This is a genomic window from Microbacterium terrae (assembly GCF_017831975.1).
In the GTDB taxonomy this organism is placed as follows: Bacteria; Actinomycetota; Actinomycetes; order Actinomycetales; family Microbacteriaceae; genus Microbacterium; species Microbacterium terrae.
Genome location: NZ_JAFDSS010000001.1, coordinates 863648 through 883922, shown reverse-complemented (window position 1 = coordinate 883922; position 20275 = coordinate 863648). Strand labels below are relative to the sequence as shown.

Here is a 20275-nt window from a genome sequence, read left to right as displayed (position 1 = left end):
TCGGCATCCCAGCCCGTCGCTGCGTCGAGCTTGTGTCGCAGATCGGCGACGGCGGTCTCGAGCATCTCGAACCCCCGGCGATCGATGCGGTACCACCGCCACTGGAGATCGGCCCGCACGTCGACGAGAAGAGCGTCGCGGAGCACGCGGAGGTGCTTCGACACCGCCGTCCGGCTGACGCGGAACTCCCACCCGACGACGTCCGCGAGCTGTCCAGCGGTGTGCTCGCCGCTCGCGAGGATGTCGATGATCCGCCGCCGTGCCGGTTCGGCGAGCGCCTCGAAGGGGTCCATCGCGTCACCGTAGGCCGCGCGCGCCCCGGCGGGGAGACCGCGCGCCCCGGCCTGTGCATGCGACGGTCTGTTCGGGAGGTGTGGAGGAGTCGCCGGGCGCGCGGACGTTCTCCGGTTTCCGTAATGAGATTCGCGCTCACACTGCCCGAATGAACTTGGCGCTCACACTCCCCACTCACACTCCCCACGGAACTTCCCGCTCACACTCCCCACGGAACTTCCCGCTCACACTCCCCACGGAACTCCCCGCTCACACTCCCCACTCACACTCCCCCGCGGAACTGCTTCCTCACACGACCCCAGGGAACTTCCCGCTCACACGCCAGCTGCCTCGAGCCCGGGGGTTGTGTGAGCGGGAAGTTGATCGAGGCGGTGTGAGCGGGAAGTTCATCACCGAAATCGAGATGGTTCAGATCCCAGACCGCCCAGATGCCGTCGGCGGCTGCACGGGTCGCTGCGCGGGGTACGATCGAAGGCTGTGTCCGCGCATGAACCCGTCATCTCGTACCCGCCGGAGCTGCCCGTCAGCGCCGCGCGGGACGAGATCGCGCGCGCCATCCGCGATCACCAGGTCGTGATCGTCGCCGGCGCGACCGGCTCGGGCAAGACCACGCAGCTGCCGAAGATCGCCCTCGAGCTGGGCCGCACGAGCATCGCGCACACGCAGCCGCGCCGCATCGCCGCACGCACGATCGCAGAGCGCATCGCCGAAGAGCTGCAGGTCCCGCTCGGAAGCACGGTCGGCTATCGAGTGCGGTTCACCGACAAGGTCACCGAAGACACCCGCGTCGCGCTCATGACCGACGGCATCCTCCTCAACGAGATCCACCGCGATCGACTGCTGCGCCGCTACGACACGATCATCGTCGACGAAGCCCACGAACGGTCGCTGAACGTCGACTTCCTGATCGGCTACCTGACGCGGATCCTCCCCCGGCGCCCCGATCTCAAGGTGATCATTACGAGCGCCACGATCGACCCCGAGAGCTTCGCGCGGCACTTCGCCGACCGCGACGGGAAGCCGGCGCCGATCATCGAGGTCTCGGGACGCACCTTCCCCGTCGAGATCCGGTACCGTCCCTCGACAGGCTCGGGAACCCCGACAGGCTCGGGAACCCCGACAGGCTCGGGAACCACCCCGACAGGCTCGGGAACCCGTGCGCGGGGCAAGGACGCCGATGAGGGTGACGACGTCGACGGGATCGTCGCGGCGCTCCGCGAGCTCGACCGCGAGCCGGCGGGCGACGTGCTCGTGTTCCTTCCCGGTGAGGCCGAGATCCGCGACGCGATGGATGCCGTCCGCGGCATGTACGCGAAGGATGCTGCGCCCACGGAAGTCCTCCCCCTCTACGGCCGACTGTCCGCTGCCGAGCAGCACCGCGTGTTCGAGCGGTCGGCGGTCGCCGGTGTCCGTCGCCGCGTGATCCTCGCCACCAACGTCGCCGAGACGAGCCTCACGGTCCCCGGCATCCGCTACGTCATCGACACGGGCACGGCGCGCATCTCGCGCTACAGCAACCGCACCAAGATCCAGCAGCTGCCGATCGAGGCGATCTCGCAGGCCTCCGCCCAGCAGCGCTCGGGTCGCGCCGGTCGCACGAGCCCCGGTGTCGCCATCCGCCTCTTCGGCGAAGACGACTTCACCACGCGCGACGAGTTCACCGAGCCCGAGATCCTGCGGACCAGCCTCGCCGCGGTGATCCTGCAGATGCTCGCGCTCGGGTTCGGCGACATCTCCTCGTTCCCGTTCCTCACCCCGCCCGACTCCCGCGGCGTGAAGGCGGCGTTCGATCTGCTCGTCGAGCTGGGATGCGTCACGACGACCGCATCGCGGGACGCCGGCGGCGACCGCGGGCCACGCCTCACCGAGCGCGGGCGGGAGATCGCGCGACTGCCGATCGACCCGCGTTTCGCCCGCATGCTGGTCGAAGCGCGGGGCTCTGGCGTGCTCGCCGACGTGCTGCCGATCGTGGCCGGCATGTCGATCCCCGACGTGCGGGAGCGACCTGAGGAGCGCCGCGAAGAGGCCGACCGTCTGCACGCGCGCTTCACCGACCCGACGAGCGACTTCCTCTCGCTGCTGAACCTGTGGAACCACCTGCAGGAGAAGCAGGCCGAACTCGGCTCCAGCGCGTTCCGGCGGCTGTGCCGCCAGGAACACCTGAACTATGTGCGCGTGCGCGAATGGGCCGACGTGCATCGACAGCTCACCCAGCTCGTGCGCGCCCCGCGCGACCGTGCGAACGCCGGTGCCGCAGACCCCGACGATGTGCACCGCGCGATCCTCTCGGGGCTCCTCTCGCAGATCGGCATCCTCGACGAGCGCACGAAGCCCGCCACGAGCGGGGGGCGCGGTTCCACTCCTGCCAAGAGCCGTCCCGCCGCGGCCGAGTACCTCGGCGCGCGCGGCGCGCGATTCTCGATCTTCCCCGGCTCGGGACTCAAGAAGAAGCGTCCGACCGCGGTCATGGCCGCCGAGGTCGTCGAGACGAGCAGGCTGTTCGCCCGCACCGTCGCCGCCATCGATCCGGCGTGGGCCGAAAGCCTCGCCGGTGATCTCGCCAAACGTCAGCTCAGCGAGCCGCACTGGTCGAAGGCTGCGGGCGCAGCATCCGCCTACGAGAAGGTCACGCTGTTCGGCGTCGAGATCATCCCGCGCCGCCGGGTGCACCTGGCCCGCTTCGATCGGCCCTTCGCACGCGAGCTTTTCGTGCGGCACGCGCTGGTCGAGGGCGAATGGGACGCCACGGCCCTCGACAAGCGGCTGACCGCATTCGAGCGGCGCAACCTCGAACTGCGCCGCCGTCTCGAGAAGATCGAGGAGCGCGAGCGTCGCCGCGACATCCTCGCCGGTGACGAGGCGGTCTATCGCTTCTACGACGCCCGCATCCCCCGCGACGTGTTCGACGTCCGTTCGTTCGAGACGTGGTGGAAGGATGCGTCGAGCCGCACACCGCGCCTCCTCGACATGACCGAGGCCGACCTGCTCGACGAGGCCGGCCGCGGCGATGAGCGGGACTTCCCCGCCCGGTGGACTCAAGGCGACCAGGTGCTGGCACTCTCGTACCGATTCGAGCCGGGGGCCCCCGACGACGGCGTGACTGCCGTCGTGCCGCTCGCCCTCCTCGCGCAGCTGCGGCCCGACGGCTTCGACTGGCAGGTGCCTGGGCTGCGGGACGAGCTGATCGCCGGCCTCATCCGTTCGCTCCCCAAGACGATCCGGCGCCACGTCGTGCCCGCTGCCGACTTCGCCGCGCGGTTCGCCGACGAACTCGCCGGCGCGGGCCCCGAGTCGCACGCCGGCCTGCCCCCGCTGTCGCTGCGCGATGCGCTCGCCGCGCGCATCCAGCCGCTGGCGAACCAGCCCGTCACCGCCGCCGACTTCGACCTCGACCGGGTGCCCGGCCACCTGCGGGTGTCGTTCCGCGCGGTCGACCACCGCGGTCGCCCGATCGGCACCGACCGCGACCTCGCCGCGCTGCAGACGAAGCTGGGCGACCGCGCACGCGACTCGGTCGCCCGCACGCTCGCCGCCCCGACCGGTGCCGGCCCGGCTTCGCGGCGACCGGCCCCGGGCGCGACCGCGGCGTCGAGCGCCCCTGCGCTGGCCGAGCGCACGGGTCTGACCACGTGGGACTTCGACGTGCTCGCCGAGGTCGTCGACACGACAGTGCCCGGCGGCGTGGTGCGCGGCTACCCGGCGCTCGTCGACGACGGCGACACCGTGTCGCTGCGCGTGCAGGCGAACCCCGACGACGCGCGCCGGCTCACGCGGGCAGGTGTGCGCAGGCTGCTGCTGCTCGGAGTCGCCTCCCCCGCCGGCTACGTGCTCGAGCACCTGACGAGCACCGAGAAGCTCGCCCTCGCCGCATCGCCCTACCGCTCCGCCAAGGCCCTTGTCGAGGACTGCCGCGCCGCCGTCGCGGACGCCGTGATGGCGCGGACGGCACCGGATGGCGTGCGCACCCGCGCGCAGTTCGAGGCGGTGCGCGATGCACTGTCGGCGGTCGTGGTCGACGACGTCTTCGCGTGCGTCTCGCTCGCCGCGCGGATCCTCACCGCGGAGCGCGAGGTCGACCGGGCCATCGGCCGTCAGACGTCGATGGCGCTCCTCGGCGCTCTCGGCGATGTGCGGTCGCAGTTGAAGGGACTCGTCTACGACGGGTTCGTCTCGCGCACCGGCACCGCGCGGCTGGCGCATCTCCCCCGCTACCTGCAGGCTGCGAAGCTCCGCGTCGACGGACTGTCGGACAGCCCCGGACGCGACCGGCAGCGCCTCACCGAGTTCGAGAAGGCCGCCGCGGTGTACAGCGAGGCGGGTGGCATCCTGCCCGTTGCGCCCGACGCCGCGCCCGCCCTGACGCACGCCCGATGGCTCCTGGAGGAGTACCGGGTGAGCCTGTTCGCCCAACAGCTCGGCACCGCCGAGCCGGTGTCGCCGCAGCGCATCCGCAAAGCCCTCTCGGCGTGACGGTCCGCCGAGGAGGCCTTGCGCGCCGCTGACTGCAACAGTTCGACACACGGATGCCGCTCGAGGCGCCTCCGGCTCGACAATGGATCGCATGTCCGAGTCCTCGCGCGCTTTCGCCACGGCGCAGGTGCAGGCGGGGTACGACCCCGCCATCGCCGAACGCACCGCGGTCCCCTCGATCCACCAGTCGAACGCCTTCGAGTTCCGCTCGCTGAGCGAGGCGCGCGATCTGTTCGCGCTCCGTCGCGACGGCAACATCTACAGCCGTGCCGCGAACCCGACCGTGCTCGTCCTCGAGCGCCGTGTCGCCGAGCTCGAGGGCGGAATCGGCGCCGCCGGCGTCTCGTCGGGCCAGGCCGCTGTGGCCGTCGCGCTCCTCGCCCTCGCACAGCAGGGCGAGCACATCGTGGCAGCCCGCCAGCTGTATGGCGGCACCATCGATCTGCTGCAGGACACCTTCGCGGACTGGGGCATCGACGTCACCTTCGTCGACCAGGACGACTCCGCGGCATGGGCCGCAGCGGTCCGCCCGACCACGCGCGCGCTGTTCGCCGAGTCGATCTCGAACCCCATCGCGCAGGTGCTCGACCTCGCGGCCGTCTCCGCCGTCGCGAAGTCGGCCGGCGTCCCGCTCGTCATCGACAACACCGTGGCGACCCCGTACCTGCAGCGCGCCAAGGACTTCGGCGCCGACATCGTCGTGCACTCGGCCACCAAGTTCCTGGGCGGCCACGGCACATCGCTCGGCGGCGTGGTGGTCGACCTCGGCACCTTCGACTTCACCGCGGAGCCCGAGCGCTGGCCGCAGCTGACGCAGCCGTACAAGCGCGTGCCCGGCGCCACCCTCGTCGAGCGCTACGGCGCCTCGGGATCGCCGTACATCGCCCTAGTGAAGACCAAGTACGTGCACGATCTCGGCCCGTCGCTGTCGGCGTTCAACGCCGCGCAGCTGCTGCAGGGCATCGAGACCCTCGACCTGCGCGTCGAGCGCCACACCGCCAACGCGCTCGCCGTGGCGCGCTTCCTCGAGTCCCACCCCGCCGTGGCCCGCGTGCACCACCCCGGACTCGAGTCGAGCCCTTGGCACGAGAACGCGAAGCGCTACCTGCCTCGCGGCACGAGCTCGGTCTTCTCGTTCGACCTGCACCCGTCGGGCTCCGCCGACGAGGACTTCGCGCTCGTCGAGGCGCTCATCGCGCGCCTGCGCGTGGTGAAGCTGGTCGCCAACATCGGCGACGCGCGCAGCCTCATCGCCCACCCGTCGTCGATGACCCACAGCCACATGTCCCCCGCGCAGCTCGCCGAGGCGCACATCGGCTCGACGACGATCCGTCTTTCTATCGGCATCGAGGCGATCGACGACATCATCGGCGACCTCGCCGCGGCGCTCGCGCCGATCGAGGCGGGACAGATCGCCGCCGCCGGCGCGCAGGCCGCGGACGGTCAGCTCGCCGCGACCAGCGCCCGGTAGAAGCCGATCCCCCGCAGCCACACGTCGATGCGGATGCGCTCGTTGTGCGAGTGCAGCGCATCGCGCTCCGCGCGCGTGAGGTGGAACGGTGTGAAGCGGTACACGTTGCCCGAGATCGCCGTGAACCACCGGCTGTCGCTCGCGCCCAGCTGCAGATAGGGCGTCGTCACGACGTCGTCGCCGAGGGTCTCGGCCACGGCGTTCGCGATGCGCCGCCACGCCTCACCCCGCCACGGCGACACCGGCGACGGGTCGGAGCCGTGACGCACCTCGACCTCCACCTCGGGATCGCCGATCACCCGGCGCACGCGCGCGGCGGCGCCGTCGACGGTGTCGCCCGTGAGCAGGCGGATGTTGACGGATGCCCGCGCCGTCGTCGCGAGCACGTTCTCGCCGGGCGCGCCCGCGAGCTCGGTGGCGACCGCGGTCGTGCGCACGATCGCGTTCATCTCGGGGCCGAGCTTCGAGAACACGGCGGCCACGAGTGGACCCGTCACGGCGAGGCTTCGCAGCAGGGCGCGCAGCGGCTGCGGCGCGTGCGGTGCGACGGTGGAGAGCATGGCCCGCACGGGCGGTGCGAGCCGGGTGGGGAACGGATGCCGGTGCAGCCGCGTGATCGCCCGCGCGAGGCGGGCCGTGGCGGGTGTCGCCGGCGGCGTCGAGGCGTGCCCGCCGCCCTCGCGGGCGGTGAGCACCGCGGTCATGACGCCGCGCTCGGCGACGCCGACCATGGCGGTCGGGACCGTGACCCCGGGGATGACCCCGTCGACCACCGCGCCGCCTTCGTCGAGGACGAGGCCGGGGCGCACGCCGGCGTCGCGCAGCGCCGCGACGATCGCCCGGGCACCGCCGCCCGCCGTCTCTTCGTTGTGGCCGAACGCCAGGTACACGTCGCGTGCGGGCGTGAAGCCCGAGGCGGCGAGCTGCTCGACGGCTTCGAGGATCGCCACCAGCGACCCCTTGTCGTCGATGGCGCCGCGGGCGTGGATCGCGGCATCCGTCCCCTCTCCGACGATGTCGGCGGCGAACGGGTCGGTCGACCACTCGTCCGCGACGACGGGCACGACGTCGATGTGCGCCATCAGCACGAGCGGATGCGCCGGGTCGGCACCGCGCCAGCGGTACAGCAGCGAGTGCCCGTCGATGATCTCGAGGTCGAGCGCCGCGTGCACGGCGGGGTACAGCCGCACGAGCGCCGCCCGGAATGCATCGAAGTCCTCCCACCGGACGAGGGATTCGTCCGCGTGCGAGACGGTGGGGATGCGCAGCAGTTCGCGGAATCGCTCGACGGCAGGATCGGTCACCGTCCGAGCCTACGTCGGCCGCTACCCTCGGAAGCATGACACGACTTCGATGGGGCATCCTCGGGCCGGGCGGAATCGCCCATGCGTTCACCAGCGACATCATCGCCGCAGGTCTCGAGGTCACCGCGGTGGGATCGCGCAGCGCCGAGAAGTCCGCGGAGTTCGCGGAGCGCCACGGCATCGCCCGGGCGCACGGCTCGTACGACGACCTGGTCGCCGATCCCGACGTCGACATCGTCTACATCGCCACGCCCCACCCGTTCCACGCCGAGCAGGCGATCCTCGCGCTTCGCGCCGGCAAGCACGTGCTCGTCGAGAAGCCCTTCACCCTCACCGCCGCCGAGGCGGCCGCCGTCCGCGAAGTCGCGGAGGACCAGGGCCTCCTCGCGATGGAGGCGATGTGGACGCGGTACCTCCCGCACATGGCCCGCATCCGCGAGCTCATCGCCGACGGCACGCTGGGCGAGGTGCGCGCCGTCACCGCCGACCACACGCAGCTGATCTCGAGCGACCCGGCGCACCGACTCAACGCCCTCGACCTCGGCGGCGGAGCACTCCTCGACCTCGGGGTCTACCCCGTCTCGTTCGCCTACGACATCCTCGGCGAGCCCCTGTCGATCACGTCGGCCGGCCGCCTCGGCGAGACCGGCGCCGACACCGAGGTCGCGACGATCATGGTGCACGCGAACGGCGCCGTGTCGACGTCGCTGTCGTCGTCGCGTGCCGCCGGGCCGAACACCGCCGCCGTCATCGGCACGGCTGCCCGCATCGAGATCGACCGCGTCTGGTATAGCGCCACCTCGTTCCGGGTCACCGCCCCCGACGGCACGATCATCGAGGAGTACCGCTCCGAGATCGAGGGTCGGGGCATGCAGTACCAAGCCGTCGCCGCCGAGCGCGCGATCGCCGCGGGTGCCACGGCCACCGACCTGCTGACCATCGACGAGTCAGTCGCCATCATGGAGTCGCTCGACGAGATCCGCGACCAGATCGGGGTTCGCTACCCCGGAGAGGCCTGACGTGCCCGAGCTCCAGAACGCCCGCGTGGCGGTGTACCTCGACTTCGACAACATCGTCATGAGCTGGTACGACCGTGTTCACGGCCGCAACTCCTACTCGCGCGACCGCCAGCGCATCGCCGAGAATCCGACCGATCCCGAGATCGCGGAACGGCTCAAGGCGGCGACCATCGACGTCGGCGCGATCATCGACTTCGCGGCATCCTTCGGCACGCTCGTGCTCACCCGCGCGTACGCCGACTGGTCGTCGCCGGTGAACGCGATCTACCGGTCGCAGCTCGTCGCCCGCGCCGTCGACCTGGTGCAGCTGTTCCCGGCGGCCGCGTACGCGAAGAACGGCGCCGACATCCGCCTCGCCGTCGACACCGTAGAAGACATGTTCCGTCTCCCCGATCTGACCCACGTGGTCATCGTCGCGGGCGACTCCGACTACGTCCCGCTCGCGCAGCGCTGCAAGCGCCTCGGCCGGTACGTGGTCGGCGTGGGCGTGGCCGGCTCGACCGCGAAGTCGCTCGCCGCCGCCTGCGACGAGTTCGAGGCGTATGACTCGCTCCCCGGCGTCCCCCGCGTGGTGCGCGAGCCCGCGAAGACCGCGAAGCCCGCCGAGAAGAGCGCGGCGCAGGCCGCACCGTCGGGTACCGAGAAGACGACCGAGAAAGCCGAGAAGGCCGAGAAGGCGGACAAGCCCGAGAAGGCCCCGGCGAAGACCGCGGCGCGTGGACGGTCGACGAAGGCGAAGGATGCCGCCGCCGCCGCGGAGACTCCCGCCGAGGCGCCCGCGACGACGCCGACGCGCAGCCGCCGCGGTGGCAAGACCGCGGCTGCTGCGGCCGACGCCGACGCCGCGGCGGCACCCGCCGCCGACCCTGTGGGCGACGCGGCAGCGGTGGAGGCGGCGCTCAACGAGGCGCTCGGCACCCCCGCCTCCCCGCCGGCGAAGCGCACCAACCGGCGCGCGACCTCGCAGACGGTCGCCGCCCGAGCCGAGACGCCCGAGGCCGAAGCCGATCAGGCCGCGGAGGAGCCCACCGAGGATCCGCACGACACCGCGACCCGCCTGCTCGAGCGGGCGCTGCGACTCGGCCACGACAAGAACGACGACTCGGAGTGGCTGCACAGCTCGGCGGTGAAGCAGCACATGCGCCGCATGGATCCGTCGTTCAGCGAGAAGGCGCTCGGCTACCGGTCGTTCAACGACTTCGTGAAGGCGCGCGAGTCGATCGCCGAGCTCGAGGAGACGGGCCACGAGCGACTGGTGCGCCTGCGCGAGTAGGCGCACCCGACCGGCGGCCGCGGCGGCGCGCGCCGCCGGCGAGCCGGCTGGATGCGTCAGTCGCGACCGAGGAACGAGAGCAGAGCCGCGTTGAACGCTTTCGGCTGCTCGATGTTGGCGGCGTGCCCGTCGTTGCGGATGACCACGGCTTCGCCGCGCGGCGCCAGCACCGCCGCCGCGGCGGCGTGCGCACTCGGCCAGAACTCGCTCTCGGCGCCCGCGACGAACAGCACCGGCACGTCCGTCGTCGCGATCGTGTCGCGCCAGTCGCGCCGCGCATGGTCGTTCAGCAGCGCGAGCTCCCCCGGCGTCAGTCCGCGCTCGGCACCCTTCATGGCGCGCAGCAGTCGCACGAGCCGCAGCCCCCGCCGTCCGAGCGGGGTGCCGTGGTCGGTGTCGGGGATCTTCTCGGCGAAGTACGTGTCGACGTTCGCCTCGTCGTAGCCGTAGAACCCGTGCGGCCAGTCATCGGTGTTGAGCATCTTCGGGGTCTGGTCGACCACGACCACCGCCCCGACGCGGCTCGCGCCGAACTGTGCGAGATACGACCAGACCGTGTTGCCGCCCATCGACGCGCCCACGAGCACCGCGTCGTGAAGGTCGAGACCGTCGAGCACATCGCGCACGTCTGCGCCGCGCCGATCCATGTCGACGCCCGACGCGGGGCGCTCGCTCGCGCCGTGCCCACGCAGATCGACCGCGATCACCCGGTATCCGGCCTCGCGCAGCGGCTTCAACTGATAGAGCCAGCTCGTGGCCGGCGCGGTGAACCCCGCGAGCAGCACGACGGGGCGTCCCCGCGGATCGCCGGATTCGGTGTACTCGATGCGCACGCCGTCGTCGGCGCGAAGTGCTGTCACGGGATCAGTCTCCGTTCGGGAAGGCTTTGCCGGGGTTGAGGATGCCCTGCGGGTCGAGTGCCGACTTGACCGCCCGGTGCAGGCGCAGCACAGCGGGGCTGAGCTCCGCCGCCGCGCCGTCGAGCTTCAGCAGCCCTACGCCGTGCTCGCCGGTCACGGTGCCGCCGAGGGCGCGGCAGTCGGCGACGATGCGGTCGAACGCCGTCTTCGCCCGCGCCCGGGCGGCGTCGTCGCCCTCGGGGGCGATGATCAGCGGATGCAGGTCGCCGTCGCCGGCATGGGCGATGTTCGCGATCACGACGTCGTTGTCGGCCGCCGCCTGCTCGATGCGCGTGAGCATCTCGGGCACCATCGCGCGCGGCACGCACACGTCTTCGGTGAGCACCGGACCGAGACGCTCGAGGGCAGGGTACGCCAGTCGGCGGGCACGGAACAGCCGGTCGATCTCGTCGGCGTCGTCGGCCCGCTCGATGCGGTCGCCGCCCGCGCCGGCGAACAGGTCGGCGATCTGCGCCGCGAGAATCTCGCCGCGCTCCCCCGGCTCGTCGACCTTCGCGAGGAGCAGAGCGGTCGCGCCCACCGGCAGGTCCCATCCCTGCCAAGCGCTCACCGCGTCGAGACACGTCCGGTCGATGAGTTCGAGCGCCGACGGCACGATGCCGGCTGCCGTCACCGCCGCCACGGCCGCCCCCGCTTCGGGGAGCGACCGGAAGTACCCGACGACGGCGCGCTCCTCGCGACCGCCGAGGGGCAGCAGCTTCAGCGTGACCTCCACGACGATCCCGAGGGTCCCCTCCGAGCCGACCATCAGCGCGGTGAGGTCGTACCCGGTGACGCCCTTCGCGGTGGTGCGCCCGAGCTCGACGACCGACCCGTCGGCCAGTACGACCGTGAGCCCCAGCACGTAGTCGCGCGTGACCCCGTATTTGACGCAGCAGATGCCGCCGGCGTTCGTGGCGACGTTGCCGCCGATCGTCGAGATCGCCTGGCTGGCCGGGTCGGGCGGGTACCAGAGGCCCGATGCGGCGACGTGGCGGCGGAGGTCGTCATTGAGCACGCCGGCCTCGACGACCGCGTACCGCTCGGCCGTCTCGACCTCGACGATGCGCGTCATCCGCTCGAGCGACAGCACGATGCATCCGTCGACGGCGTTCGCGCCGCCCGAGAGGCCGGTGCCGGCGCCGCGCGGGACGACGGGCGTCCCCCGTTCCGCGGCGACGCGCATCGTGGCCGCCACCTCGTCGACGGTCGCGGCGAAGACCACGACCGCGGGAGACCCGATCGGCGCCCACTCGGCATCGTCGTGACTGCACCGGCCGAGCGTCTCGGGATCGACCGAAACGGAATCGGCGGGAAGCACGGCCAGCAGGGCCTCGACGAGGGTCTTCATCGCCTGCGATGCTACGCCGCGCCGCGGCATGCGTCGCTCCGCCCCCACCGGTGTGCGCCGCGGCGAGCCCGTTGTCCCGGCCGACCAGCCGAAACACGCCGTCGGGTACAGTGAGCGCATGGCACGCCGTGGCGCCCCTCCGGGCTCGCAGACCTCGCTTCGCGAGGCCAATCGCGCGCGTGTCATCGAATCGCTCAAGCGCCACGGCCGCCTCACCCAGGTGGAGCTCGCCGGCAGCACCGGGCTGTCGCCGGCCACCGTGTCGAACATCGTCAAAGAGCTGACCGCGTCGGGGCTGCTGCACACGTCGTTCACCTCTCGCAGCGGTCGCCGGGCGACTCTCGTCTCGCTGTCTCGTCAGCTGGGTCTCGTCGCCGGAGCGCACTTCAGCTCGCGGCAGCTTCACATCGCCATCGCCGATGTCACCCGAGCGATCGTGACGCAGTCCTCGCTCCCCCTCGCCCTCGACCACCGCCACGATGCGGAGCTCGACCGGCTGAGTCTGCTGCTCGGCGACATGATGGAGTCCCTCGGCGGGCAGATCTCCGATCTCCTCGCCGTCGGCCTCGCCCTCCCCGCGCCGATCGATCCGCGCACCGGCCGGGTGTCGACCCCGGGCCTCCTCCGCGGCTGGGAGGGCATCGACGTCGCGGCCGCCCTCACCGCGCGCATCGGCCGCCCGGTGCACGTCGACAGCGAGGCGAACCTCGGAGGTCTCGCCGAGGCGCGCGAGGGCAGCGGGCGCGAAGCATCCTCGTCGGTGTTCATCCGCGTCGGCCACACGATCAGCGCCGGTCTCATCGTCGGGGGCGACCTCTTCCGCGGCGTGAACGGCAAGGCGGGGCAGATCGGGCACGTCACCATCGACGAGAACGGGCCCATCTGCCGCTGCAGCAACCGCGGCTGCCTCGAGACGTACGCGGGCGGCCCGGCGCTGCTGTCGCTCTTCCCGCCCGGCGACGGGATGCAGCGCCTCGGCGACCTGCTGCAGGCGGCCGAGGCGGGCGACGGCAGCTCGCGCCGCGTCATCGCCGACGCCGGCCGGCACATCGGCATCGCCGCCGCGAGCCTGTGCAATCTGTTCGATCCCGAGCTGATCGTCGTCGGCGGCGAGCTCGCCCAGGCGGGCGAGATCCTCATGGCGCCGATGCGGCACTCGCTGGAGCGGAGCGCGCTCGCCTCGGCGGGCGGCCTGCCCGAGATCGTCGGAGCCTCGTTCGGCGAATGGGCCGAGACGCGGGGGGCGATCGCGATCGCACTCGACCATGTGACGGTCGACAGCCAGTCCATGCCGATCACGGCTTAGGCTCGTCCGGTGCCGTTTCCCCGACGACGTCGTCTGCCGAAGTCGCTCGCGCGCGCTGCCGCGGCGATCGCCGTCGCCGCGGCAGCGCTCGGCGTCGCCGGCTGCGGTGCCGGAGTGCCGCAGACCGGCCCCAGCGACAGCGAGGGAACCATCGGCCTGCTCCTCCCCGAGGCGAAGACCGCACGCTACGAGACCTTCGACCGACCGTTCTTCGAGGCCCGCGTGGAAGAACTCGGCGACTACCGCGTGCTGTACTCGAACGCCGATCAGGATGCCGCGAAGCAGCAGCAGCAGGCGGAATCCGCACTCGCCGCCGGGGTCGACGTACTCGTGCTCGATCCGGTCGACGCCACCGCGGCGGTGAGCATCGTCCAGGTCGCCAACGCGCAGGACATCCCGGTCGTCTCCTACGACCGTCTGATCGCCGGCGGCGACCTCGCCTACTACGTCTCGTTCGACAACGAGAAGGTCGGTGAACTGCAGGCGAGCGCCTTCGTCTCGGCGCTCGACGCCGCCGGCGAGAGCGACGGCTCGATCCTCGTCATCAACGGCTCGCCCACCGACTCGAACGCCGAGCTGTTCCGCACCGGCGCCCGCAGCATCCTCGACGACAGCGACCTCGACGTGCTCGCCGAGTACGACACCCCGGGGTGGAGCCCGGAGAAGGCGCAGCAGTGGGTCGCCGGGCAGCTCGCCCAGCACGGCCACGACATCGCCGGGATCTACGCGGCGAACGACGGCACGGCGGGCGGAGCCGTCGCAGCGCTGAAGGCGGCGAACGTGCCCGACTGGCCGATCATCACCGGGCAGGACGCCGAGCTCACGGCCATCCAACGCCTGCTCACCGGCGACCAGTACATGACCGTGTACAAGGCGATCAGGCCGCAGGCGGAGCTCGCCGCCGAGGTGGCGGTCGCGCTGCTGCACGGCGAGGAGGTGACCGCGCCGATGGAGATCGACGGCGTGCCCACCACCCTGCTCGATCCCGTCGCGGTCACGGTGGACGACATCGCCGCGACGGTCATCGCCGATGGCTTCTGGACCGCCGACGACATCTGCACGCCCGCCTACGCCGATGCGTGCGCGGCCGCGGGCATCGAGTAGTGTCCACACGGACACCACGAGAACGGACGGCGATGTCTTCGACGCAGGCGCGAACAGGGCGCCCCCGGGAGCGCGTGCTCACGATGCGGGGGGTCGCGAAGCGCTTCGGCGCGGTCAGAGCGCTCACCGACGTGGACTTCTGGGTGAATGAGGGCGAGGTGGTCGCACTCATCGGCGACAACGGCGCCGGCAAGTCGACGCTCGTGAAGCTCCTCGCCGGCGTGCATCCGCCCGACGCGGGCACCATCGAGTTCGACGGCGAGACCGTCGACATCGCCAGCCCCGCCGACGCGCAGGACCTCGGCATCGAGACCGTCTTCCAGGACCTCGCGCTGTGCGACAACCTCGACGTCGTCGCGAACCTCTGGCTCGGCCGCGAGCTGCGCGACGGCGGCTATCTCGACGAGGTCGAGATGGAACAGCGCACCTGGGCCCTGCTGCGCGAGCTGTCGGCGAAGATCCCGTCGGTGCGCGTTCCGGTCGCCTCGCTCTCGGGCGGGCAGCGGCAGACCGTCGCGATCGCGCGATCGCTCATCGGCGATCCTCGGGTGGTCATCCTCGATGAGCCGACCGCGGCACTCGGCGTGGCGCAGACTGCCGAGGTGCTGAACCTCATCGAGCGGCTGCGCGAACGCGGCCACGGCGTCGTGCTCATCAGTCACAACATGGCCGATGTGCTCGCCGTCGCCGACCGCGTCGTCGTGCTGCGGCTCGGGCGCAACAACGGCGTGTACAACGCGGCCGAGGTGACGAGCGAGAAGCTCATCGCCGCGATCACGGGCGCGGTCGACGACAACGGCCGATCGGCGACACCGCCGGTTGCGCCGCCCGCGCACGCGGGGCATCCGCCGCTCACCGGGCCCCCGCCGAGCCACACCCCCGACCCCGGCGACGCGCGGATCACACCGCTCACCCACCGACGGCGCGAGAAGGGGCGACGGCCATGAGCGATCCCCTCCGCACCGACACGATCCCGACCGCGCCAGAGGCGCCCGCGCTCAGCGTCGCGGGCCTGCGGGCGACGGCCGCCCTCATCACCGCCCGCATCCGCGGGGGCGATCTCGGGGCAGTGCCGGTGATCCTCGGCCTCGTCGTGATCTGGACGGTCTTCCAGATCCTCAACCCGGCGTTCCTCTCGGCCGAGAACCTGTCGAACCTCACGATGCAGTGCGCCGCGATCGGCACCATCGCCCTCGGCGTGGTGCTGGTGCTCCTCGTCGGCGAGATCGATCTGTCGGTCGGTTCGATCTCGGGACTCGCTGCCGCAGTGCTCGCCGTCTCGTTCGTGCAGCTCGGATGGAACCTCGTGTTCGCGATCGTGGCGGCGGTGGCGGCCGGATGCCTCGCCGGACTGCTCTACGGGTTCCTGTACACGCGGTTCGGACTCCCTAGCTTCGTCATCACCCTGGCGGGGCTCCTGGGCTTCCTCGGCGTGCAGCTGTGGGTGCTGGGCGACACCGGCACCGTGAGCCTCGGGTTCGACTCGTGGCTCGTGCGATTCGCACAGCAGATGTACCTCCCGCCCTGGGCGTCGTACATCGTCGTCGTCGCCTCCGTCGGGGCCTATGCGTGGTCGCGAGTGCGGCGCGCACAGCGACGGACCGCCGCGAACCTCGTCAGCCAGGGCTACGCCGAGATCGCCGTGCGATCGGGCGCGCTCCTCGTCTTCCTGCTCGTCGCCGCCTGGTACCTCGGCCTCTACCGCGGGGTCGGGCTGATGTTCCTGTTCTTCATCGGCCTCGTCGTCGCGATGAACGCCGTGCTCACCCGCACCCGGTGGGGACGCGCGGTCTACGCCGTGGGCGGGTCGGTCGAGGCTGCCCGCCGCGCCGGCATCCGCGTCGACCGCATCTACCTGTCGGTTTTCGCGCTCTGCGCCACCCTCGCCGCGATCGGCGGCATCCTCGCCGCCGCACGGCTCGGGTCGGCCTCGCAGGCCTCCGGCACCGGCGACACCAACCTCAACGCCATCGCGGCGGCCGTGATCGGCGGCGCGAGCCTCTTCGGCGGGCGCGGCACGGCGTTCTCGGCACTCCTCGGGATCGTGGTGATCCAGTCGATCTCCTCGGGCCTGACGCTGCTCAGTCTCGACGCGTCGGTGCAGTTCATGATCACCGGGGTCGTGCTCGTGCTCGCCGTGATCGTCGACTCGCTGTCGCGCCGGACGCGTGCGGCGACCGGCCTCGCCTGAGTTCATTCACCGAACGCGCAACCATCGCGACATCTGCTCGATCATGACCGGGTGAGCATACTGCTCTCAATGTGCGACTCTTGGCGTGATTATGCTCACATTCTTGGCATTTGTTGCGCGCAGGAACAAGGTCGATGAACCCGCGCCGCGCCGTTTCCCAAACGTTATGTTCAAGACTTGACGACAAGGACGTCGCGGTTCGATGATCATTCCAGCGCGATCCGCCCCGGGACGATCCGGGGCTCGCTCGATTTCGATGATGAAAGGCGAATGATGAAGAAGTCTTCTCTCCTTGCCGCAGCAGCACTCAGCGGCAGCGCCGCTCTGCTGCTCGTCGGCTGTGCCGGCGGTGGCGGCGGCACGACTCCCACGGACGGCGGCGACGGCGGCGAGACCATGGCCGGCCGCGCCTGCGTGATCCTCCCCGACGCGGCCTCGTCGCCGCGCTGGGAGAACTTCGACCGCAAGTACCTCGAAGAGGGCCTGACCGAGGCCGGCTTCGAGGTCGACATCCAGAACGCCCAGGGCGACGTCAACAAGTACTCGACGATCGCCGACCAGCAGCTCACCCAGGGCTGCGGCGTCATGCTGCTCGTGGACTACCAGGGCGCGGCCGAGGCCGTCGCCGCCAAGGCCACGGCCGAGGGCATCCCCGTGATCGCCTACGACCGCCCCTTCACCGGCGCCGACTACTACGTCTCGTTCGACAACGTCGAGGTCGGCCGACTCGAGGGCCAGACGGTCCTCGACGGTCTCGAGACCAAGGGCGTGGCTCCCGCCGACGCCGTCGTCGTCTACATGGGCGGCGACCCGACCGACGGCAACGCGGCCATGTTCAAGGAGGGTGCTGTCGAGGTCATGGAAGGCGCCGGCATCACCGCGGCCGCCGAGCCCCCCGGGGTCTGGGACCAGGCCAAGTCGCAGACCAACTTCGAGCAGGCTCTGACCTCGCTCGACGGCAAGGTCGACGGCGTGTGGGTGGCCAACGACACGAACGCCGCCGGTGTCATCAAGGTGCTACAGGACAACAACCTCGAGGGTGTCGCGGTCTCGGGCCAGGACGCGAACGTCGCGGGTCTGCAGAACATCCTGCTCGGCTGGCAGACCGCCACGGTCTACAAGCCGGTCGCCGATGAGGCTGCTGCCGCCGTCGACACCGCGGTGGCCCTGCTGAACAGCGAGACCCCCGACGCGGGTGCCGAGCTCGAAGACGGCACGCCGTACGTCCAGGTCACCCCGATCCTCGTCGGACCGGACCAGGTCAAGGACGTCATCGCCGCCGGCGACGCATCCTACGACGAGGTGTGCACGGCCGACGTGCTCGCCGCGTGCGAGGAGTTCGGCGTCACCGAGTAACACTCCGCGGTCACCGCGGGGGCGTCGCGTCATCGGGCGCGACGCCCTCGCGGCACATCCGGCACGACTCGGGTGCACCCACCCGCACATCGCAAGGAAGCGAGCATGACAGACACCACCATCGCGACAGAGCCGATCATCGAGCTGATCGGCGTCAAGAAGTCGTTCGGCCCGGTCAGCGTCCTCAAGGGCGTGAACCTCAAGGTCCACCCCGGCAAGGTCACCGCCCTCGTGGGCGACAACGGCGCCGGCAAGTCCACCCTCATCAAGGGGCTCGCGGGAGTCCAGCCCTACGACGAGGGCGAGGTGCGCATCGACGGCGCGCACCGCGACCTCCACGCACCGCGCGACGCCTCGGGCCTCGGCATCGAGGTCGTCTACCAGGACCTCGCGCTGTGCGACAACCTCGACATCGTCCAGAACATGTTCCTCGGGCGCGAAGAGACCTCCGCCGGCACCTTCGACGAGGGCCGCATGGAGAAGGAGGCGTCCGACACGCTGCGCTCCCTCTCGGTTCGCACGGTCAAGTCGGTGCGCCAGAAGGTGTCGTCGCTCTCGGGCGGCCAGCGCCAGACCGTCGCGATCGCCCGCGCCGTGCTCAAGAAGGCCCGTGTGGTCATCCTCGACGAGCCGACCGCCGCGCTCGGCGTCGCACAGACCGAGCAGGTGCTCAATCTCGTGCGTCGCCTGTCCGACCAGGGCGTCGCCGTGGTCCTCATCAGCCACAACCTCGCCGACGTCTTCGCCGTCGCCGACGACATCGCGGTGCTCTACCTCGGCCAGATGGTCGCGCAGATCCCGACCAGCGAGACCACCCGCGACGACGTCGTGGGCTACATCACCGGCACGAAGACCCCGGCCGGGGTCACGATCGTCGAGACATCCACGATCCGCACCGAAGGAGGCACGGCATGACCGCCGACGTCACCCGTACCGCGGCAGCACCCGACCCCGTGTCCTCCGATCTCATCGGCAGCGGCGTCGAGGGCGGCCTCACCGACCAGATCGCCGCCTGGTGGCAGCGCGTCCGCAGCGGCGACATGGGCGCACTCCCCGCCGTCGGCGGCCTCGTGGTGCTCAGCATCCTGTTCGCCACGCTCAGCCCGTTCTTCCTGACCGAGCGCAACTTCGCCAACCTGCTCAACCAGGCGGCGACCCTCGTCGTGCTCGGCATGGCGCTCGTGTTCGTACTGCTGCTCGGCGAGATCGACCTGTCCGCCGGCGTCACCGGCGGTGTCGGCATGGCGCTGTTCGTCGTGCTCAACGCCACGTACGGCGTGCCGTGGCCGCTGGCGCTGCTCATCGGGTTCGGCTTCGGCTTCCTCACCGGCGCCGCCCTCGGATTCTTCGTCGCGAGGGTCGGCATACCGTCGTTCGTGGTCAGCCTCGGTCTCTTCCTCGGCTATCAGGGCCTCGCGCTCCTGGTGATCGGCGAAGGCGGGCTGTTCCGCGTGCAGGTCCCCGAGCTCATCGCGCTGCAGAACGGCAACCTTCCCGTCTGGGCCGGGTGGGCGATGCTCGCCATCATGCTCGCGATCTCAGCCGCGACCTCGTTCTGGGACCGCTCGCGCCGCACCCGCGCCGGCGTCCCGAACCGCGCGATCTCGCTGGTGTGGATCAAGCTCGGCACCATCGCCCTCGTCGGCGGCGCCGCGGTCTACGTGCTCAACCAGAACCGCGGGCAGTCGGTCGTCGAGGTCGCCGGCGTGCCGATCATCGTCCCCGTCGTGCTCACGATCCTCTGGATCGGCACGTTCGTGCTCGACCGCACCAAGTTCGGCCGCTACATCTACGCGATCGGCGGCAACGCCGAAGCCGCCCGCCGCTCGGGCGTGAAGGTGCGCTGGGTGAAGTGGTGGGCGTTCGTGATCTGCTCCAGCCTGGCCGTCGCCGCCATGCTCCTGAGCGTGTCGCGCGTCGGCGCGGTCGACGCGACGGTCGGCCGCGACATCGTCCTGTCGGGCGTTGCGGCGGCCGTCGTCGGCGGCGTGAGCCTGTTCGGCGGGCGCGGCCGCCTCGTGCACGCCGCCATCGGCGCCCTCGTGATCGCCGTGATCACGAACGGCCTCGGCCTGCTGAACCTCGGCGGTGGCATCAACCTGCTCGTCACGGGAGCGGTGCTCATCCTCGCCGCGACCGTGGATGCACTCTCGCGGCTTCGTTCCGGTGGTGGGATGCGCGTCTAGCGCAGTCCACCGTGCCGCGGGATGACGGCGTCGAGGCGGAAGCCTCGGCGC

14 protein-coding genes and 2 pseudogenes are annotated in these 20275 nt (G+C 71.2%); 12 read left to right on the top strand and 4 right to left on the bottom strand.

The window, feature by feature from the left end:
* Positions 1-83: 83 nt before the first annotated feature.
* Positions 84-293 (bottom strand): annotated as a pseudogene (locus tag JOD63_RS17685) (ArsR/SmtB family transcription factor); the annotation flags it as partial.
* A 478-nt stretch (positions 294-771) separates the two neighbouring features.
* On the opposite strand from JOD63_RS17685, the gene hrpA reads away from it, so the two are divergent.
* Both hrpA and JOD63_RS04040 read left to right on the top strand, forming a co-directional pair.
* Positions 772-4764: an ATP-dependent RNA helicase HrpA gene (gene hrpA, locus JOD63_RS04045; protein WP_045276015.1), complete on the top strand. Its 3993-nt coding sequence runs from the start codon at positions 772-774 to the stop codon at positions 4762-4764.
* Between the two features lie 82 nt (positions 4765-4846).
* A complete protein-coding gene (locus JOD63_RS04040) occupies positions 4847-6235 on the top strand; it encodes an O-acetylhomoserine aminocarboxypropyltransferase/cysteine synthase family protein (RefSeq protein ID WP_211088040.1) in 1389 nt (462 codons plus the stop codon).
* Here JOD63_RS04040 and JOD63_RS04035 read toward each other — a convergent pair.
* The gene (locus JOD63_RS04035; protein ID WP_045276016.1) at positions 6208-7539 is read right to left on the bottom strand and encodes a M20/M25/M40 family metallo-hydrolase; all 1332 of its coding nucleotides are present in this window, start codon (positions 7537-7539) and stop codon (positions 6208-6210) included. The two genes, JOD63_RS04040 and JOD63_RS04035, sit on opposite strands and share 28 nt — an antisense overlap.
* A 35-nt stretch (positions 7540-7574) precedes the next feature.
* On the opposite strand from JOD63_RS04035, the gene JOD63_RS04030 reads away from it, so the two are divergent.
* From JOD63_RS04030 to JOD63_RS18345, 3 genes and pseudogenes are all read left to right on the top strand, one after another.
* On the top strand, positions 7575-8558 hold the full coding sequence (locus JOD63_RS04030; protein ID WP_045276017.1) for a Gfo/Idh/MocA family protein: 984 nt from the start codon (positions 7575-7577) through the stop codon (positions 8556-8558).
* Position 8559: 1 nt separating this feature from the next.
* Positions 8560-9124, top strand: a pseudogene (locus JOD63_RS18350) (NYN domain-containing protein); the annotation flags it as partial.
* A gap of 2 nt (positions 9125-9126) precedes the next feature.
* Positions 9127-9831, top strand: coding sequence for an OST-HTH/LOTUS domain-containing protein (locus JOD63_RS18345; RefSeq protein ID WP_407665032.1), 705 nt, complete (start codon positions 9127-9129; stop codon positions 9829-9831).
* 56 nt (positions 9832-9887) lie between these two features.
* Here JOD63_RS18345 and JOD63_RS04015 read toward each other — a convergent pair whose 3' ends face one another.
* Positions 9888-10691: an alpha/beta fold hydrolase gene (locus tag JOD63_RS04015; protein WP_045276019.1), complete on the bottom strand. Its 804-nt coding sequence runs from the start codon at positions 10689-10691 to the stop codon at positions 9888-9890.
* Positions 10692-10695: 4 nt separating this feature from the next.
* A complete protein-coding gene (locus tag JOD63_RS04010) occupies positions 10696-12081 on the bottom strand; it encodes an FAD-binding oxidoreductase (RefSeq protein WP_045276068.1) in 1386 nt (461 codons plus the stop codon).
* Between the two features lie 118 nt (positions 12082-12199).
* On the opposite strand from JOD63_RS04010, the gene JOD63_RS04005 reads away from it, so the two are divergent.
* The 7 genes from JOD63_RS04005 to JOD63_RS03975 all read left to right on the top strand — a co-directional run bounded on the left by JOD63_RS04005 (position 12200) and on the right by JOD63_RS03975 (position 20224).
* Positions 12200-13387: an ROK family transcriptional regulator gene (locus tag JOD63_RS04005; protein ID WP_045276020.1), complete on the top strand. Its 1188-nt coding sequence runs from the start codon at positions 12200-12202 to the stop codon at positions 13385-13387.
* Positions 13388-13396: 9 nt separating this feature from the next.
* Entirely contained in the window at positions 13397-14491 is a 1095-nt protein-coding gene (locus tag JOD63_RS04000; RefSeq protein WP_045276021.1) for a sugar ABC transporter substrate-binding protein, read from the top strand.
* Positions 14492-14523: 32 nt separating this feature from the next.
* Positions 14524-15438, top strand: coding sequence for an ATP-binding cassette domain-containing protein (locus tag JOD63_RS03995; RefSeq protein WP_245243872.1), 915 nt, complete (start codon positions 14524-14526; stop codon positions 15436-15438).
* A complete protein-coding gene (locus JOD63_RS03990; RefSeq protein ID WP_084613555.1) occupies positions 15435-16682 on the top strand; it encodes a sugar ABC transporter permease in 1248 nt (415 codons plus the stop codon). Before JOD63_RS03995 ends, JOD63_RS03990 begins: the two co-directional genes overlap by 4 nt.
* 273 nt (positions 16683-16955) lie before the next feature.
* Positions 16956-18038 (top strand): substrate-binding domain-containing protein, encoded by a 1083-nt coding sequence (locus JOD63_RS03985; protein WP_045276071.1) that lies wholly within the window; start codon positions 16956-16958, stop codon positions 18036-18038.
* A 105-nt stretch (positions 18039-18143) separates the two neighbouring features.
* Complete coding sequence (locus JOD63_RS03980) at positions 18144-18953, top strand: ATP-binding cassette domain-containing protein (protein WP_045276022.1); 810 nt, start codon at positions 18144-18146, stop codon at positions 18951-18953.
* A complete protein-coding gene (locus tag JOD63_RS03975; RefSeq protein WP_045276023.1) occupies positions 18950-20224 on the top strand; it encodes a sugar ABC transporter permease in 1275 nt (424 codons plus the stop codon). The genes JOD63_RS03980 and JOD63_RS03975 overlap by 4 nt, the downstream gene beginning before the upstream one ends.
* Positions 20225-20275: the final 51 nt, after the last annotated feature.